This is a genomic window from Aquitalea pelogenes, from assembly GCF_041914625.1.
Lineage (GTDB): Bacteria > Pseudomonadota > Gammaproteobacteria > Burkholderiales > Chromobacteriaceae > Aquitalea > Aquitalea pelogenes.
In genome coordinates this window covers 25054-41242 of sequence record NZ_JAYSDA010000033.1, presented here as the reverse complement: position 1 = coordinate 41242, position 16189 = coordinate 25054, and the positions used below count along the sequence as shown (strand labels likewise).

The following is a 16189-nucleotide window of genomic DNA, read 5'->3' as shown; positions in this document are numbered from 1 at the left end:
GCGTTTCGTTTCCGTCGCTGCGTTGTCTGCTGAGGAGGCGAACTATACCGCCCTGACCTACCCTCGTCAACACTTTGTGCGAAGAAATCTGTAATATTTGCAAATTGAAAATTCAAGTCATTGATTTTAAACAAAACAACCAATCTCACGCGCGAAAGAGCATGGTACAAGATATGGCCGTCCTGGCTTTTGCTCATGATAATGGCGGCTTCCTAACCTTGCCCTAGCCGCCATCATGTCTGCTCCCACCTGGATTTTTGATCTCGACGACACGCTGCATCAGGCTAGCCTGGGTATCTTTGCCCATATCAGTCGCATGATGAACCTGTACATGGAGCGGCATCTGGATATGTCGACGGAGGAGGCCCGGCAGTTGAGACTGCACTACTGGCATCGTTATGGTGCCACCCTGCAGGGACTGATGCGTCACCACGCTGTAGATGCCGGACATTTCCTGCAGGAGACCCACGTGCTGGATGAGCTGTATCGCTGGCTGGTATGGGAACCATCACTGGCAGCCACCCTGAAAGCACTGCCTGGCCGCAAGATTGTGCTGTCCAACGGACCGCAACACTATATAGAGGGGCTGCTGGATAAAATGGGCATACACCACCAGTTTGCAGCCTGCTATGGCATGGAAAAAATGCACTTCCACCCAAAGCCTGACCGGCGTGGCTTTCGCTCTATGCTGCAGGCCGAGCGGCTTGATCCGGCACACTGCATCATGGTGGAGGATTCTCTACCCAATCTGTACGCAGCAAAATCCCTGGGGATGCGTACGGTGTGGATCAGCCGCCAGAGCCGCAAACCGGCTTTTGTCGATGTGCGTGTCAACAAACTGAGCCAGCTACTGCGGCAACGCTGGTAGCCATTGCCGCAGCAATCCTTACTGGCTTACCAGCGACCTTCAAAGAAGAAGCGACGATAGCGCTCCACCCAGGATGCGATGTGGTGACCGTTATCTTCCAGCCACTGCGGGTTGTAGTAGCTGTTGAGGTAGCGGTTGCCATCGTCGCAGATCAGCGTGACCACCGAGCCGTGCCGGCCATTACGTACCATGTCGCTGACCAGTTCACACACACCGAACAGATTGGTGCCGGTAGAACCACCACACTTGCGCCCCATCACTTCTTCCAGGAAATGAATGGCAGCATAGCTGGCCACATTGGGTACGCGGACTACTTTATCGATAACGGTGGGGATGAAAGATGGTTCGACCCGCGGACGACCGATGCCCTCCACGCCGGAACCACCTTCGCAGCGGCAGTCTGCGTTACCACTGTAATAGCTGTCGTAGAACACCGAGTTTTCCGGGTCGACAACGCAGATCTGCGTCGACAGTTTCTGATAGCGCACATAGCGACCAAAGGTTGCTGATGTGCCGCCGGTTCCTGCACCACAGACAATCCATTCCGGCACCGGGTTCGGTTCCAGCTCCATCTGCTTGAAGATAGTATCGGCAATATTATTGTTACCACGCCAGTCTGTTGCACGTTCGGCATAGGTGAACTGGTCCATGTAGTGGCCATTCAGTTCTTGTGCCAGGCGACGGGATTCTTCATAGATGGTGGCTGGGTCATCCACCAGATGGCAACGCCCACCATAAAACTCGATAGAACGGATTTTTTCTGCTGACGTGCCGCGTGGCATGACCGCGATGAAGGGCAGGCCCAGCAAGCGTGCAAAGTAGGCTTCCGAAACAGCGGTGCTGCCACTGGATGCTTCGATGATGGTGGTGTTGTAGCGTATCCAGCCATTGCACAGGCCATACAGGAAGAGCGAACGCGCCAGGCGGTGCTTCAGGCTGCCGGTTGGGTGGGTGGATTCATCCTTGAAATACAACTGGATCTGCGGCAAGGCAGGAATTTGCAGTGGTATCAGGTGTGTGTCGCTGGAACGGTTGAAATCTGCTTCGATCTTGCGGATGGCTGTGCTGGCCCAATTGCCCATTTTTATCTCCTGAATGCATAAATTTAGAATACATTATTCTATTGCACGGAAATAAAAAAAGCGCCTCCACAAGGAGGCGCTTGCTTGCGGCAAAACAAGTTGCTTAGAACTTGGTACCGATACCCAGACCAACAACCAGCGGGTCGATCTTCAGGGTGCCAACTTGAGTGCCGTTGGAAGCCAGGCTCACGTCGGTCTTCATCCAGATCTTTTTCACGTCAACGTTGACGAAGAAGCTCTTGCTGATCGGGAAGTCAGCACCGATTTGCAGGGCCGGACCGTAGCTGTTCTTCTTCACTTTCAGATCAGCATTCACGCCCAGGTTGGCAGCATTCAGACCGGTATTGTAGAAACGGGTGTAGTTGATACCAGCACCTACGTACGGACGGAATACGCTGCTATCCGGGGAGAAGTGGTATTGCACGGTCAGGGTCGGCGGCAGGGTGGATACCTTGCCCAGGCTCTGGTCACCAGTACCGGCGTTAGCGGTCACTTCGTGACGGCTGGTACCCAGGATCAGCTCAGCGCCGATGTTGTTGGTGATCATGTAGGTGAAGTCCAGTTCCGGAACGGTGTCGTCTTTTGCGTCGACACTTTTCAGGCCCAGGGAATTACCCAGAGCAGCGTTGCTCCAGGAAGAGGACGGATTCACGTTGATCACGCGGAAACGCGCGATGATGTCGCCTTGAGCGGCGAAGGCGCTAGCGGAAATCAGACCGATGGCCGCAGCCAGAGCAAGCTTTTTCATTTGTATTCTCCAAGAGTGTAGGCAAGTTCACGGTCTTGGGCTTCTACCGTAATTGACTTTCTAATAGGCCGGCAGTAGCTTGCGACGTTCATAGCGGAGGTTATCCAAACCTTCCGGTCAAAACTTTGCTTAAGATCATGAAACAGTCATGAAATATGCCGACCTGCGGGACTTTGTTGCTCAACTGGAACAGCAAGGCGAATTGAAAAGAATCGATGTACCGGTATCGCCACATCTGGAAATGACCGAAATCGGCGACCGGGTGCTGAAAGCCGGTGGCCCGGCCCTGCTGTTCACGCAACCCCGGCACGATACGCAGTCCTATTCGATTCCGGTACTGGCCAATCTGTTTGGTACACCGAAGCGTGTTGCCATGGGCATGGGTGCCAGTGACGTCATTCAGTTGCGAGAAATCGGCAAGACGTTGGCTTATCTGAAAGAGCCGGAACCGCCAAAGGGGCTGCGTGAAGCCTGGGACAAGCTGCCCTTGCTCAAGCAGGTGTTGTCCATGGCACCCAAGGTGGTCAGCAAGGCGCCTTGCCAGCAGATTGTGTGGGAGGGTGACGAGGTTGATCTGTCGCGCCTGCCCATCCAGCATTGCTGGCCGGGCGATGTGGCACCGCTGATTACCTGGGGCCTGACGGTAACCCGCGGCCCGAACAAGAAGCGACAGAACCTGGGCATCTACCGCCAGCAGGTGATCGGCAAAAACCGCGTCATCATGCGCTGGCTGGCGCATCGTGGCGGTGCGCTGGATTACCGCGAGTTCCGCCAGCAGAACCCGGACAAGCCCTACCCGGTGGCCGTGGTGCTGGGCTGCGACCCGGCGACCATTCTGGGCGCAGTCACCCCGGTGCCGGATACCTTGTCCGAATACCAGTTTGCCGGCTTGCTGCGCGGCAGCCGTACCGAGCTGGTGAAGTGCATCGGCTCTGACCTGCAAGTGCCGGCACGGGCCGAGATTGTACTGGAAGGCCATATTCATCCCGATGACATGGCGCTGGAAGGCCCGTATGGCGACCATACCGGTTATTACAATGAGCAGGACTACTTCCCGGTATTTACCATCGACCGCATCACCATGCGCGAAAACCCCATCTATCACAGCACCTATACCGGCAAACCACCGGATGAACCGGCCGTGCTGGGTGTGGCACTGAATGAAGTATTCGTGCCCATCCTGCAAAAGCAGTTTCCGGAAATTGTCGATTTCTACTTGCCGCCGGAAGGCTGCAGCTATCGCATGGCGGTCATCAGTATCAAGAAACAATATCCCGGCCATGCCAAGCGCGTGATGATGGGTTGCTGGAGCTTCTTGCGCCAGTTCATGTACACCAAGTTCATCATCGTGGTGGATGACGATGTGGACTGCCGCGACTGGAAGGAAGTGATGTGGGCAATCACCACCCGCATGGACCCGGTACGCGACACTACGCTGATCGAACACACGCCGATCGACTATCTGGACTTCGCCAGCCCGGTATCCGGCCTTGGCGGCAAGATGGGACTGGATGCCACCAACAAGATGCCTGGCGAAACCAGTCGCGAATGGGGTGTGCCCATCGTGATGGATGACAGCATCAAGCAGAAGATTGATGTTTTATGGGCGCAACTGGGACTTTAAATGGACGGTCATCCCGGCTTGCTTACTGTCAGCCGGGAATGCCTGTTATCATCGCCGCGTCATTTAGTTACTGGAGTCAACATGTCTGATCTGCACAACCCCAATTCCGCCCAGCGCCTGAAGCGCCTGAACCATCGCCAGCGCAAGAAAATGCGTGTGGGCGAATACCGCGAGCTGGGTTTTCACCTGATCGCCACCATTGCCGCAGGTGTGGATGCAGATGCCCTGCTGGACGACTGGCTGAACTGCATTGATGAAGCCGCCATCAGCTTCGGTGGTCATTTTGATGGTAATGAAAGACTGGAAGGCGTGGTATTCCCAGTGGGCGAAGTTGCCATTACCGAAGAAATCCGCGCCAAGCTGGTTGCCTGGCTGCAAGCACGCAGTGAAGTATCCAATGTGGAAGCTGGCGAGCTGATCGACCTGTGGCACACGGTGTAAGCACACTGTGCCATACAAAAAACCGGCCTGGTGCCGGTTTTTTTACGTCTGCATATCATTGAAGACAAAGTCAGGACAGCTTGCGGAATACCCGGTACCCCACATACAGCCAGGTTTCCCGTGCCAGGAATTTCACCTTGTTGCTCCAGCTGACATAGCGGCTGGATTCGGTCGGTGCCGGTGCGGCGGCCATGCCCAGATCATGGGCCATCAGCACGGCACGGCGCATGTGCAGGGGGTCGCTCACCAGCAAGAATGAGCGGATGCCAAAGGGCGATGCCAGCTTGTGGGCGTTTTCCAGATTCTGCCAGGTGGTGCGCGATTCGTTTTCCGCCAGCATGGCTGTCATCGGCACGCCCTGACGCAAGGCAAATTCGCGACCGACATCGGCCTCGGTGGGATAACCGGGCTCCGGCGTGCCGCCGGTAAACACAATCCAGCGCACCCTGCCCTGCTTGTACAGCGTCACTGCATGGTTGATGCGTTCACGCAGCACCGGCGAGGGTTTGCTGCCCCAGGCCGCCGCGCCCAGCACCAGGGCGGCATCGGCCGGTTCGGTGGCGGGCTGGTCTGCATAACGTGCGATGCCCCAGGCCATATAGCCAAAGCCGAGCAGCACCAACAGCACGGCCAGCAGAAAACCTTTGAGCATCAGACGCAAATAAAGCATGAAGCAATGGCGGCAGCGGAAAATAAAACCTGATTGTAACCCCGTTGTCCTGCGGATGGCAGCCGTTGGCGTCAGAGAGCATGGTCATGCTACGCCGGAAGAACGTGGTAAGAACCGCCCTGCTGCTTACTTTTCCAGCTCCCAGATGGCGGCCTGTAGTGACTCCATGCGCTGACTCAGCGCCAGCTGGGCGTCGGCCAATGCCTGATTATAGATATCGCGGCCAATCTGCTGGGCGACAAATTCCAGCAGGAACTGGGCATCAAAACTGCCGATTTCAAGTTGCAACTGGCTGGACAAATAAGACTGCAGGGCAGGTGCCAGTTGTTGCAATTGTTGCGGGCTGAGCGTGACGTGCGCGGTCATGGGGTGAATCCCGGGTTGCAGGCCCCGCATTGTGCCTTGCAGGAAGATGGCTGCAAAGCAATTGTTCTACGCCCTTGACTCAATTTCAGCGCAAGAGGATGCGACCCAGTTCGACCAGGCCTTGCAGGCAGAGCCTGCCACCTTGCTGCTGCAAATGCTGGCCGGAACGGTAGCAGGCACAGTCGGCCAGCAGCGGTGGCAGCGGCTCCTGACCCAGTTGTAACTGAAGCTGGCCATTGTCGTGCAACAAGGTGATGGTATCGGCGGTGGCACGCCGGGCCAGCCGGGCCAGTTTGTCACTGGCAGGGGCCGGGCTGCTAAGCACCCGGCCGGAATGGAAGAAGCCAGCGCGCAGGACTTCTTGCTGACTGCGGCCATGTGCCGTCAGGCAGGCCAGCCAGCGCGGACTGACTTCCAGCCACCAGATCAGGGCTTGTATCATGATGAACTCCATTGTGCACTGCACAATAATTTATACATCGCCAGCCGCTGCGAGACAAGCAGTAAAAAAAATGGCCGGGTATTTACCCGGCCAACACAGGAAAGTCGGTACCGGACAAGTACCGACAGCAGAACACCGTTAAGACAGCCAGCGCGGCTGGGTCAATGCTTCGGGCAGCAGGGCTTCGTCCAGCTGGGCGCGCTGCATCAGCCCGCGTTCCAGCACGATATCGTAGACACTGCCACCGGTGGCATGTGCCTCGGCAGCCACAGCGGTGGCGGCGGCGTAGCCGATAATGGGGTTGAGTGCGGTCACCAGGCCGATGGAGTTCAGCACATCAGCACGCAGCTTGGCCTCATTGGCGGTAATGCCCTTCACGCAGTGCTCGGTCAGCGTGCTGCAGGCATTGGCCAGATGGCGCACGCTGCGGAACATGCTGTAGGCGATGACCGGCTCGAAGGCATTCAGCTGCAACTGGCCCCCTTCTGCCGCCATGGTGATGGTCATGTCGTTGCCGATCACTTCAAACGCCACCTGGTTGACCACTTCCGGAATCACCGGATTGACCTTGCCCGGCATGATGGACGAACCGGCCTGACGCGCAGGCAGATTGATGTCGCCAATACCGGCACGCGGGCCGGAGGACAGCAGGCGCAAGTCATTGCAGGTTTTGGACAGTTTGACCGCCACGCGCTTGAGCACGCCGGAGAGCTGGACGAAAGCGCCGCAATCCTGGGTGGCTTCGATCAGGTTGGGAGCCGTCATCAGCTTGAGGCCGGTCAGTTCCGACAGATGCAGGCACACCAGCCGGGCATAGTCCGGATGGGCGGTAATGCCGGTGCCGATGGCGGTAGCACCCAGATTGATTTCCAGCATCAGCGCACGCGCTTCGCTCAGGCGTTGTTCGTCTTCACCCAGCATCACGGCGTAGGTCTGGAACTCCTGACCCAGCGTCATCGGTACGGCATCCTGCAATTGGGTACGGCCCATTTTCAGGATGTTCTTGAATTCTTCCGCCTTGGCCGCAAAGGCTTCGCGCAGCACGAACATGGTGCGTTGCAGACGCAGCACACCCCAGTAGGTGGCCAGGCGCAAGGCGGTGGGGTACACGTCGTTTGTGCTCTGGCCCATGTTGACGTGCTCGTTGGGGTGCAGCTTGTCGTACTCGCCCTTGCCATGGCCCAGGATTTCCAGCGCGCGATTGGCAATGACTTCGTTGGCATTCATGTTGGTGGAAGTACCGGCCCCACCCTGAATCACATCCACCACAAACTGATCATGCAGCTTGCCTTCCACCAGCTCTTCACAAGCCGCCACGATGGCACGGGTACGCACTTCGTCCAGCAGGCCCAGATCGCGGTTGGCCAGGGCTGCCGCTTTCTTGATTTGCGCCAGGGCGACAATCAGGTCGCCATAGCTGGCAATGGTCTGGCCAGTAATGGGGAAGTTTTCCACGGCACGCAGGGTGTGGACACCCCAGTAGGCGTCAGCCGGAACGGCGCGATCGCCAAGCAGGTCGTGTTCGATACGTGTGGACATGCAGCAGCCTTTGTTGGTGGTCTCCGTCAATACGGAGCGATGGGGGCAGACTGTAGGCTGGCAACGGGGGGATTGGCCAATTCCGATTCGCAATCACATCATGCAAATTTTGCATAACCATGCGAAACAAGGGATGAGAATGCCGGCTGTCAGCACGACAAGCCCCTCGCTGCCATGCCGCTACAGCAGTGCCTGGGAGCAAACCGGTCAGGGTTGGCGCTGGTAACTGACATCACCCACCTTGAGCAAATGGTACTGGCCATGCTGATAACGCAGCACGGTAATGCTGCTATTGGGGATATCGCTGTGCTTGGCCTGCCCTGGCAGCAAAACTTCCAGAATGGTGAGAATGGCGCCGCCATGGCTGACCACCAGGACATTACCGCCGCCGGCCACCATGGCCTTGTCCACGATATCCTGCATGGCCGCACGCAACCGGGTGGTGATTTGCGGGTAGGTTTCCGCCCAGCCGCGCGGATCGGCGTCATGGATGGCCTGGGCAATGGCGCTGTCGCTCATCTTGCTGGTGAATTCCGGCCAGTTTCCCCACTGCGGATCAAACTGCATGCCCTGCCTTGCAAATAATGGCGTCCACATTTCGGCATCCGGCCGGCCCTCGAAGCTGCCGTAATTCCACTCCCGCAGGCGCTCGTCTTCCTGTACCGGCAGTGGCTGCTGCCGCCCCTGCGCCAGCACGATGCGGGCAGTGCTGCGTGCGCGCCCGAGGTCGCTGCTATGCACGGCAATGAAGGGAATGGATGCCAGACCACGACCGGCTGCCTGTGCGCCTGCCACGCCGGCAGCAGTCAACGGGGTATCAGACCAGCCCTGTACCTGATTGGTGGTATTGAACATGGTTTTGCCGTGGCGCAACAAATAGATGTCTACCACCGGCTCATTCGCAGCGATTGCCAGATGGCAAAGCAGCAGGCTCACACAGCAAACCAGCCATGACATGAATTTCATTTCATTCCCCTGGGCACGGTTACAGGACGCTGCAGATGTTAGGTAATCGCGTATACCGTGCCAGCAGGCAAGTGCCGAAATGTCATGCGGTTTACTCCGAAACACCACGCACCTACCCCTATGGAGGGCTTTGCCGTCGGAACATTCCGCCTGGCTCAGGCGCTGCGCGCTTGCAGATGACTACACCGGCTGTGCGCTGCTGGCCAGATAGTCCCAGAAGGCATCCAGCTCGGGGCGGCTGCGCTTGGTGTCGCGGTACAGGCGCACTTCCATGTCCACGCTCCAGCCACTGGGGGCGGCCAATACCAGCTGACGGGAGCGCACTTCACGCTGTACCGAGCTGGTTGGCAAAAACGCCACGCCATGCCCTTCCAGCACCATGTTTTTCAGTCCCTCGGCCATGTCGGTTTCGTAGCGCAGCGACAGAAAGGTGGGTTCAGGCGCCGCTTCCAGGATCAGGTCGGTCATCAGGCGGAAGTAGGCGTTGCTGGCATAGCCCAGAAAAGGCAGTGGCTGTGCGGATGTGCCCGGCAGCGCGTAACGTGGCGTGTGGTCGGGATTGCTGCGCACATAGGGCCGCAGGGTTTCCACCCCCAGCCGCAGGCCGCTGTAGCGCGGATCGCTAAAATCCACCGGCTGTTTGGGGTGGTGATAACACATCAGCAGATCGCAACCGCCCTCCACGAAGGCCAGCAAGGCATCGTGCACATTGCTGGCCTGCAGGCGGCAGGACAACGGGCCAAAACCCTGCTCCATGCGGGTCAGCCATTTGGGAAAGAAGGAAAACGACAGGGTATGCGGTACGGCCAGGCTCAGCGTGCCGGCAGGCAAGGGTTGCAGCCCGCGCAACTGGGCGCGGGTGCTGTTGATTTGCGCCAGCATCTGTACCGCCTGTTCGCGCAGCAACTCGCCTGCCGCCGTCAGTCGGGTGGGATAGGTGGTGCGGTCGATCAGGTCGGCGCCGAACCAGCTTTCCAACGACTTGATACGCCGGGAAAAGGCCGGTTGCGTCAGATGGCGGATTTCGGCAGAACGGGTAAAGCTGCCGGTATCGGCCAGCACCAGAAAATCTTCCAGCCAGCGGGTTTCCATTGACCGACTCTCCCCTATTGCATGACATGATTTGTTTTATTAAATCAGCCAACTAATCAGACAATTCCCGGTCAATTCAGGCTGAATTTGATATTTTACAAGGTTGTACTGCGCATTGCCCCTACAATGCTGCAAAACCGAAAATTGTCTGACAATGAGAATCACACACACTATCTGGCGTGGCGTGCTGGGCCTGTTGCCCGGTGAAATTGCCAGCAACGAAACCGGCTGGCTGCTCAGCCCCCATCAACACATGCCCTTGCTGCAACAGCGCCGCGCGCTGATGCTGATCAATCGCGTGCGCTTGTTTGCCTTGTTGTTTGCCCTGCTCACGCCCTTGTGGATTGTGGTGGACGTGCTGACCTTGCCTGCCGCGCTGTGGGAACGGCTGGTCACCATGCGCCTGCTGGCCACCGTGGCCTTTGCCGCCCTGGTGATGTGGTGTCCGCATGATGGCCGTCTGTTGCGGGCCTACCAGGGGATGGCCACCTTGTTTGCCATTCCCACGCTGTTTTACATCGGTTCGCACTTGTTGCTGACCCAGCATCATCTGGAGGGTATTTCAGCCGCCATTGGCACCGGCTATGCATTTTTGCCCTTTGTGCTGCTGGCCGCTTTTGCCATTTTTCCGCTGACTTTGCTGGAAAATCTCGCTTTTGTCATGCCGGTATTACTGGCCTATGCGCTGGCCTGGGTCATGGACTGGTCGGTTGCCAGCTGGCTCTCGTTTGGCGGGGAGTTCTGGCTGCTGTCCTTGCTGGCCGGGGTATCGGCGCTGGCCGGCATCAGCCAGCTGGCCTTCATCATTGCGCTGGTGGGACAAACCATCCGCGACCCGCTGACCACGGCTTTCTCGCGCCGCAGCGGCATCGAAATGCTGGAACTGCAACTGGTGAATGCGGAAAGAAACCAGCTGCCGCTGGCCATTGCCTTCATCGACATGGATCACTTCAAAAGCATCAATGATGTGTTTGGCCATGCCGCAGGGGACAAGACCCTGAAGCTGCTGGTGCAGCAAATCCAGCAGAACATGCGCCGTGGCGATGTGCTGGTGCGGTGGGGCGGGGAGGAGTTTTTGCTGTTGATGCCCAATACCGACCGGGTGCAGGCCGAGATTGCACTGGAGCGGCTGCGCCAGCAGGGTCTGGGCCAGCGGCCGGATGGCAGCCCGCTGACGGCAAGTATCGGCCTGGCCGAGCGCCTGGCGGACAAGTGCAACGCGCGCCGCCAGCTGGTGGAGCTGGCCGATGCGCGCATGTACCGTGCCAAGCAGCTGGGGCGCAATCAGGTGGTCAGCCGCTAGGTGGCCCTTGTTTTATCCCTGTTGCAGTACCACCCAGTCCTGGGTTGCCGGAGCGGCGCGGAATTCGTGCACCACCTGCTGCATCAGCGCAAATGCCTGTGCGCCATCCAGCGCGCGGCAGGCCTCATCCAGCTGCTGCATGAAGTGTTGCAGCTCCTCTGCCGGCAGATGGTATTCCTGTGCCCGCAGGATGCGCGGGTGATCGGTGGGCAGTACGTTGTCGCCGATCAGCAGCTCTTCGTACAGCTTCTCACCCGGCCGCAGCCCGGAGAAGCGGATTTCGATATCGCCGCCCGGATGCTTGTCGTCACGCACTTCCAGCCCGGACAGATGCACCATGCGCCGCGCCAGTTCGGCAATTTTCACCGGTTCGCCCATGTCCAGTACAAACACGTCCCCGCCCTCGCCCATCGCCCCGGCCTGAATCACCAGCTGGGCTGCTTCCGGAATGGTCATGAAGTAGCGGGTGATGTCCGGGTGGGTGACCGTCACCGGCCCGCCAGCCTTGATCTGCTTCTTGAACAGGGGCACCACCGAACCGGAGCTGCCCAGCACATTGCCAAAACGCACCATGACAAAACGGGTGTTGCTGCCGCGGGCGTGACGGCCCTGCAAGGTGAGTTCGGCCAGCCGCTTGGTGGCACCCATCACATTGGTGGGGCGTACCGCCTTGTCGGTGGAAATCAGCACGAAGGTGTCCACGCCGCAGTCTTCTGCCGCACGTGCGGTGGTATCGGTACCAAAGGCATTGTTGACGATGCCGGCCACCGGATTGTGCTCCACCATCGGCACATGCTTGTACGCTGCGGCGTGATACACCGTTTCCACGGCAAAGCTGCGCATGATCTGGCACAGGCGGGCATAGTCGGTGACCGAGCCCAGCAAGGGCGTGCGCGGAATGTCCGGTGCCAGCTGCGACAGTTCCTGATCGATGGCGTAGAGGGCAAATTCCGTCAGTTCAAACAGCACGATGCGCGCCGGATTGTTGCGGGCAATCTGCCGTACCAGTTCGGAACCGATGGAACCACCGGCACCGGTCACCATCACCACCCGGCCCTGGATGTTGCGGGCCAGCAGTTCGGGACGCGGCGGCACCGGGTCGCGACCCAGCAGGTCTTCGATTTCCACTTCCTTGAGTTCTTCCACCCGCGCTTCGCCCGATACCAGGTCAGCCATGCCTGGCAGACGCTTGATGGGAATGCGCAGGTGTTCCAGCGACTCCAGAATCTCGCGCTGACGCCCACGGCTGACCGAGGGCATGGCCAGCAGGATGCAACTGGCGGCGGTTTCCTCGATCAGCAGCGGCAAATCTTCCGGCGCATGTACGGTCAGGCCGCGATAGGTACGCCGCCAGCTTTCCGGATTGTCATCGACAAAGGCCATCGGCCGGTATTCCTTGCCTGCCTGCAAGGCCAGCATCAGCTGTACACCCGCCTGGCCGGCACCATAGATGATGACGTGTTCACGCGGGGCATCCACTGAATCGATCCGCCGCACCAGGCCGCGCAGCACGAAGCGGCTGCCGCCGATATAGGCCATGGCGAACATCCAGAAGATGATGATGGACGAGCGCGGGAAGGGTGCAATGCGCGCCATCACGATCACCGCCGTCAACACCAGCACCGCCAGGCTCACCCCGGTGAACACGGTGTAGACGATCTTGTCGTCCAGATACTTCAGCACCGCGCGGTACAGCCCCAGCTTGACGAAGATGGGAATCACCCACAGCGGCGGTACGATGAAGATCCACAGATACGGGTCGAGCTTCGGGTCCCAGTAGCCGCCCAGGCGCAGCACCACGGCGCTCCACAGGGCCAGCGGCAGCAGCAGCGCATCCATCAGCGCCAGCAGGGCCATCTTGTTGTGACGGGAAAAGGTCAGCAATTTGTCTAGCATGTCGAATCGACTTTCACGGCCATCAGCGCAGCACGATTTTCAGCAAGGTGGCGAAGATGATGCGGATATCTTCCAGCAGGCTGTGGGTTTGCGCATAGCGCACGTAATAGCCCAGTTTTTCCGGCAGGATCTGTTCGATATAAGCGCGTTCCGGGTCCGCCGCGCGGCCCAGGATCTCGTTTTCATCAATCATGCGGATGGAGGCCCAGTCCGTGATGCCGGGGCGTACCGACAGCACGATGTCTTTCACTTCGTCCGGGTAGTGCGCCACATACTTGGGCACTTCCGGGCGCGGGCCCACCAGGCTCATGTCGCCGAACAGCACGTCCAGCAATTGCGGCAGTTCATCCAGCTTGCTCTTGCGCAAAAAACGCCCGGCACCGGTGACACGGCTGTCGGCACCCACAGTCAGCTGGCCCTGCACTTCGGTATTCACCTGCATGGTGCGGAATTTGTGGATGCGAAACAGCATGCCGCCCCGCCCTACCCGTACCTGGCGGAAAAACACCGGACCGGGGGAATCGAGCTTGATCCACAAGGCAACCAGCAAAAGCGGCCCGGCCAGCAGCAGCAGGCCGATGCTGGATGCAATCAGGTCGAACAGGCGCTTGAGCAGTGCCGACCCGGCACCCGGCGGGCGACAGCATGGCGGTAACAAGGCCGGGCCTTCACCCGGCGCTAACGGCTTGCGCTGACTCATGCGCCCAGGATCTCACGCACGGCGGCAATCACGCGGGTCTGATCGTCCTCGGTCATGCGGGTGTACAGCGGCAGGGTAACTTCGGCCTCGAAGGCGGCATCCGCCACCGGGAAGGCAGCACGGTCCAGCTGGTAGCCATCGCGCCATACCGGCTGGCGATGCAGCGGAATGAAGTGTACCGAGCAGCCAATGCCCTTTTCCGCCATGCGGACGATAAAGTCATCACGGCTGATGCCGGCTTCCGGCTTGATGCGTACCGGGTAGAGGTGCCAGGCATGGCGATCCCCGGCATGGGCGGGGCGGGCCGGCAGGATCAAGGGCAGGTCGGCCAGTTCGCGGTCGAAACGCTGGGCCATGACTTCGCGCTTTTCGCGGAAGGCGACAATCTTCTTCAACTGGTGGATGCCCATGGCAGCGGCGGTATCCGGCATATTGTATTTGAAGCCGGGAGCAATCACTTCGTAGTACCAGGCCGGGGTCTTGGACACGTAGCGGTCGAAGGCATCGCGGCTGATGCCATGCAGACGCATGATCTTGCAGCGGGCAATGATGTCCTTGTTCTTCGATACCACCATGCCGCCTTCGCCGGTGGTCATGGTTTTGTTGGCGTAGAAGCTGAACACGGTGACGTCCGAATCCAGCGTGCCCACCAGCTTGCCCTTGTAGGTGGTCGGCAGCGCGTGCGCAGCGTCTTCCACCACTTTCAGGCCATGTTCGCGGGCGATGGCGATGATTTCGTCCATCTCGCACGCGAGGCCGGCAAAGTGTACCGGCATGATGGCGCGGGTTTTCGGGGTGATGGCGGCACGGATGGCAGCCGGGCTGATATTGAAAGTGGCCGGGTCCACATCCACCACGACCGGGTCTGCGCCCAGATAGCGCACCACTTCGGCCGTGGCAGTAAAGGTGTAGCTGGGGACAATCACTTCATCACCCGGCTGGATGCCGATGGCTTCCAGCGCCAGATGCAGGCCGGCAGTAGCGGAGTTTACGGCAATCGCTTCCACGCCTTCGCCGATGAAGGCAGCAAAGTCGGCTTCGAACTGCTTGGTCTTGGGGCCGGTGGTCACCCAGCCGGAACGCAGGGCGTCGACCACTTCATTGATTTCGTCTTCACCGATATCCGGCAGGGCAAAGGGCAGGAATTTCTGTTCGCTCATTTTCGTCATCTTCAATAGGCGTCGTTGTTCATGGCTGGCAGCCGACGCATGGTTGCCAGTCGCGTATCCGGTCTTGTCAGCGGCGCTTGGAGCGGCTAACAAAATAGCGTAGCGGCCCTGGGGCAAGGCACGCCGCAGCAGCAGGTTTTTTTCAGCTGCTCTTTCTTACTGGCGGGCCAAATTGTCCGTCGCCGGCTTCTCTTTCAGCGCATCGGCGGCACGCTTGCCCAGTTTCTGCGTGGGCAGCTCCACCCAGCGATTGATGGCCAGCGCCAGATACCAGGTCATCACGGTGGCGGCGGCCACCAGCAGCCACCACGGCAGATTGTACATAGCCAGCACTTCCATCAGCACGTAGCCCGCATTCGAATGACAGACATACCAGGCATAGCTGACCGCGGCCACGCGTGCCAGCCACGGGCTGCTCCACAGCGCCGGGCGCAGCACGCCCAGCACGAACAGGCTGATGCCGATGGCGTAGCTGCCGTACAGCTCGGGCGATGGCCAGTTGGTCACCCACACAAACAGGGCCAAGAGGCCGACAAAATGCAGCACGGTTTCCACGGCACCGGCCTGGCCGGTGAGGTAGAAATAACACCAGCACCCGGCAAACATCAGCGGGAAATAACACACCACCGAGGACAGGAAATACTGGTCATAGGCCCAGAAATGCGCCAGCTGGCCGTGCAGGCCTTGCGCATCCGGGCCACGGCACAGCATGGCCACCAACGGCAGCAGCAGCCAGATGGCCCACTTGATGCGTTTGCCGGTCAGCGCAAACGCCGTACCCAGCAAGGCGTAAAACCACAGTTCCACCTTCAGCGTCCACATCACCGGATCGATATTGCGCCCACCCAGCATGTCCTGAAAGGCAATGCTGACATGGCCGATGACATCGCGCCGGGTGATGTCGAAGTCGTTATCCGCCAGCCAGGCGGCAATCCACAAGGCAATCAGTGTCACCGCCAGTCCGGCCCAGTAGGTGGGGTAGATGCGGAATACCCGCGACACGGCAAAACGCAAGCCACCCATGCGGGTGAGCGACAGCGGAATCAGCAGTCCGGAAATCAGCAGGAACAGCCCCACGCCTACCGCGCCCAGATTGAAGGGCAATACAAAAGATGCCCCGGCGTAACCTTCCAGCGGATCCATATTCAGGATGTCGCTGATGCGCTCGCGATGCTGCCAGAAGGTCTGGGTAAAGTGAAACAGGATCACACACAGGATGGCCACGCCACGCAGGCCATCGGCAAAATCAAAACGGATATGCTGCTTCTTGCTACTCATCCACT

Annotated in this window: 17 protein-coding genes; 4 read left to right on the top strand and 13 right to left on the bottom strand. The window is 59.1% G+C overall.

The window, feature by feature from the left end:
* Positions 1 to 197, bottom strand: a 197-nt coding sequence (locus tag ACE3SE_RS19675; protein WP_374557666.1) for a hypothetical protein, incomplete at its 3' end; no start/stop codon positions are given.
* Between the two features lie 38 nt (positions 198 to 235).
* On the opposite strand from ACE3SE_RS19675, the gene ACE3SE_RS19670 reads away from it, so the two are divergent.
* Positions 236 to 868: a pyrimidine 5'-nucleotidase gene (locus ACE3SE_RS19670; RefSeq protein WP_374557664.1), complete on the top strand. Its 633-nt coding sequence runs from the start codon at positions 236 to 238 to the stop codon at positions 866 to 868.
* A gap of 26 nt (positions 869 to 894) precedes the next feature.
* On the opposite strand, the gene ACE3SE_RS19665 is transcribed toward ACE3SE_RS19670, so the two are convergent.
* Complete coding sequence (locus ACE3SE_RS19665; RefSeq protein WP_374557662.1) at positions 895 to 1950, bottom strand: PLP-dependent cysteine synthase family protein; 1056 nt, start codon at positions 1948 to 1950, stop codon at positions 895 to 897.
* 103 nt (positions 1951 to 2053) lie between these two features.
* The gene (locus tag ACE3SE_RS19660) at positions 2054 to 2698 is read right to left on the bottom strand and encodes an OmpW/AlkL family protein (RefSeq protein WP_131356048.1); all 645 of its coding nucleotides are present in this window, start codon (positions 2696 to 2698) and stop codon (positions 2054 to 2056) included.
* A 148-nt stretch (positions 2699 to 2846) separates the two neighbouring features.
* On the opposite strand from ACE3SE_RS19660, the gene ubiD reads away from it, so the two are divergent.
* Entirely contained in the window at positions 2847 to 4322 is a 1476-nt protein-coding gene (ubiD, locus tag ACE3SE_RS19655; protein ID WP_374557660.1) for a 4-hydroxy-3-polyprenylbenzoate decarboxylase, read from the top strand.
* Positions 4323 to 4403: 81 nt separating this feature from the next.
* Positions 4404 to 4763 (top strand): YggL family protein, encoded by a 360-nt coding sequence (locus tag ACE3SE_RS19650; RefSeq protein ID WP_131356054.1) that lies wholly within the window; start codon positions 4404 to 4406, stop codon positions 4761 to 4763.
* 70 nt (positions 4764 to 4833) lie between these two features.
* Here the strand turns inward: ACE3SE_RS19650 and ACE3SE_RS19645 are convergent, their stop codons facing one another.
* From ACE3SE_RS19645 to ACE3SE_RS19620, 6 genes are all read right to left on the bottom strand, one after another.
* Positions 4834 to 5433 carry a YdcF family protein gene (locus ACE3SE_RS19645; RefSeq protein ID WP_045848855.1) on the bottom strand — a complete coding sequence of 200 codons (600 nt, stop codon included), beginning with the start codon at positions 5431 to 5433 and terminating at the stop codon, positions 4834 to 4836.
* A 126-nt stretch (positions 5434 to 5559) separates the two neighbouring features.
* Positions 5560 to 5799 (bottom strand): DUF2164 domain-containing protein, encoded by a 240-nt coding sequence (locus ACE3SE_RS19640; RefSeq protein WP_045848861.1) that lies wholly within the window; start codon positions 5797 to 5799, stop codon positions 5560 to 5562.
* A gap of 85 nt (positions 5800 to 5884) precedes the next feature.
* Positions 5885 to 6241: a hypothetical protein gene (locus ACE3SE_RS19635; RefSeq protein ID WP_156157094.1), complete on the bottom strand. Its 357-nt coding sequence runs from the start codon at positions 6239 to 6241 to the stop codon at positions 5885 to 5887.
* Between the two features lie 138 nt (positions 6242 to 6379).
* The gene (aspA, locus tag ACE3SE_RS19630; RefSeq protein ID WP_045848853.1) at positions 6380 to 7780 is read right to left on the bottom strand and encodes an aspartate ammonia-lyase; all 1401 of its coding nucleotides are present in this window, start codon (positions 7778 to 7780) and stop codon (positions 6380 to 6382) included.
* 207 nt (positions 7781 to 7987) lie between these two features.
* A complete protein-coding gene (locus ACE3SE_RS19625) occupies positions 7988 to 8746 on the bottom strand; it encodes a histidine phosphatase family protein (protein WP_374557657.1) in 759 nt (252 codons plus the stop codon).
* A gap of 180 nt (positions 8747 to 8926) precedes the next feature.
* On the bottom strand, positions 8927 to 9838 hold the full coding sequence (locus ACE3SE_RS19620) for a LysR family transcriptional regulator (RefSeq protein ID WP_374557655.1): 912 nt from the start codon (positions 9836 to 9838) through the stop codon (positions 8927 to 8929).
* 154 nt (positions 9839 to 9992) lie between these two features.
* Between ACE3SE_RS19620 and ACE3SE_RS19615 the strand changes: the two genes are divergently transcribed.
* The gene (locus ACE3SE_RS19615; protein WP_374557653.1) at positions 9993 to 11141 is read left to right on the top strand and encodes a GGDEF domain-containing protein; all 1149 of its coding nucleotides are present in this window, start codon (positions 9993 to 9995) and stop codon (positions 11139 to 11141) included.
* A 12-nt stretch (positions 11142 to 11153) separates the two neighbouring features.
* Here the strand turns inward: ACE3SE_RS19615 and ACE3SE_RS19610 are convergent, their stop codons facing one another.
* The 4 genes from ACE3SE_RS19610 to ACE3SE_RS19595 all read right to left on the bottom strand — a co-directional run bounded on the left by ACE3SE_RS19610 (position 11154) and on the right by ACE3SE_RS19595 (position 16184).
* The gene (locus ACE3SE_RS19610; RefSeq protein WP_374557651.1) at positions 11154 to 13037 is read right to left on the bottom strand and encodes a polysaccharide biosynthesis protein; all 1884 of its coding nucleotides are present in this window, start codon (positions 13035 to 13037) and stop codon (positions 11154 to 11156) included.
* A 22-nt stretch (positions 13038 to 13059) separates the two neighbouring features.
* Positions 13060 to 13737, bottom strand: a complete 678-nt coding sequence (locus tag ACE3SE_RS19605) for a sugar transferase (RefSeq protein WP_131356069.1) — start codon at positions 13735 to 13737, stop codon at positions 13060 to 13062.
* Positions 13734 to 14897, bottom strand: coding sequence for a DegT/DnrJ/EryC1/StrS family aminotransferase (locus ACE3SE_RS19600; RefSeq protein ID WP_062790841.1), 1164 nt, complete (start codon positions 14895 to 14897; stop codon positions 13734 to 13736). The genes ACE3SE_RS19605 and ACE3SE_RS19600 overlap by 4 nt, the downstream gene beginning before the upstream one ends.
* A 165-nt stretch (positions 14898 to 15062) precedes the next feature.
* Entirely contained in the window at positions 15063 to 16184 is a 1122-nt protein-coding gene (locus ACE3SE_RS19595; protein WP_374557648.1) for an acyltransferase family protein, read from the bottom strand.
* Positions 16185 to 16189: the final 5 nt, after the last annotated feature.

What these genes read in the sequence shown, in the direction of transcription:
- ACE3SE_RS19660 (WP_131356048.1), bottom strand. Translation starts at nt 2,698, where the DNA reads ATGAAAAAGCTTGCTCTGGCTGCGGCCATCGGTCTGATTTCCGCTAGC.
- ACE3SE_RS19670 (WP_374557664.1), top strand. Translation starts at nt 236, where the DNA reads ATGTCTGCTCCCACCTGGATTTTTGATCTCGACGACACGCTGCATCAG.
- ACE3SE_RS19645 (WP_045848855.1), bottom strand. Translation starts at nt 5,433, where the DNA reads ATGCTTTATTTGCGTCTGATGCTCAAAGGTTTTCTGCTGGCCGTGCTG.
- ACE3SE_RS19615 (WP_374557653.1), top strand. Translation starts at nt 9,993, where the DNA reads ATGAGAATCACACACACTATCTGGCGTGGCGTGCTGGGCCTGTTGCCC.
- aspA (WP_045848853.1), bottom strand. Translation starts at nt 7,780, where the DNA reads ATGTCCACACGTATCGAACACGACCTGCTTGGCGATCGCGCCGTTCCG.
- ACE3SE_RS19595 (WP_374557648.1), bottom strand. Translation starts at nt 16,184, where the DNA reads ATGAGTAGCAAGAAGCAGCATATCCGTTTTGATTTTGCCGATGGCCTG.
- ubiD (WP_374557660.1), top strand. Translation starts at nt 2,847, where the DNA reads ATGAAATATGCCGACCTGCGGGACTTTGTTGCTCAACTGGAACAGCAA.
- ACE3SE_RS19640 (WP_045848861.1), bottom strand. Translation starts at nt 5,799, where the DNA reads ATGACCGCGCACGTCACGCTCAGCCCGCAACAATTGCAACAACTGGCA.
- ACE3SE_RS19635 (WP_156157094.1), bottom strand. Translation starts at nt 6,241, where the DNA reads ATGATACAAGCCCTGATCTGGTGGCTGGAAGTCAGTCCGCGCTGGCTG.
- ACE3SE_RS19610 (WP_374557651.1), bottom strand. Translation starts at nt 13,037, where the DNA reads ATGCTAGACAAATTGCTGACCTTTTCCCGTCACAACAAGATGGCCCTG.
- ACE3SE_RS19625 (WP_374557657.1), bottom strand. Translation starts at nt 8,746, where the DNA reads ATGAAATTCATGTCATGGCTGGTTTGCTGTGTGAGCCTGCTGCTTTGC.
- ACE3SE_RS19650 (WP_131356054.1), top strand. Translation starts at nt 4,404, where the DNA reads ATGTCTGATCTGCACAACCCCAATTCCGCCCAGCGCCTGAAGCGCCTG.
- ACE3SE_RS19605 (WP_131356069.1), bottom strand. Translation starts at nt 13,737, where the DNA reads ATGAGTCAGCGCAAGCCGTTAGCGCCGGGTGAAGGCCCGGCCTTGTTA.
- ACE3SE_RS19620 (WP_374557655.1), bottom strand. Translation starts at nt 9,838, where the DNA reads ATGGAAACCCGCTGGCTGGAAGATTTTCTGGTGCTGGCCGATACCGGC.
- ACE3SE_RS19600 (WP_062790841.1), bottom strand. Translation starts at nt 14,897, where the DNA reads ATGAGCGAACAGAAATTCCTGCCCTTTGCCCTGCCGGATATCGGTGAA.
- ACE3SE_RS19665 (WP_374557662.1), bottom strand. Translation starts at nt 1,950, where the DNA reads ATGGGCAATTGGGCCAGCACAGCCATCCGCAAGATCGAAGCAGATTTC.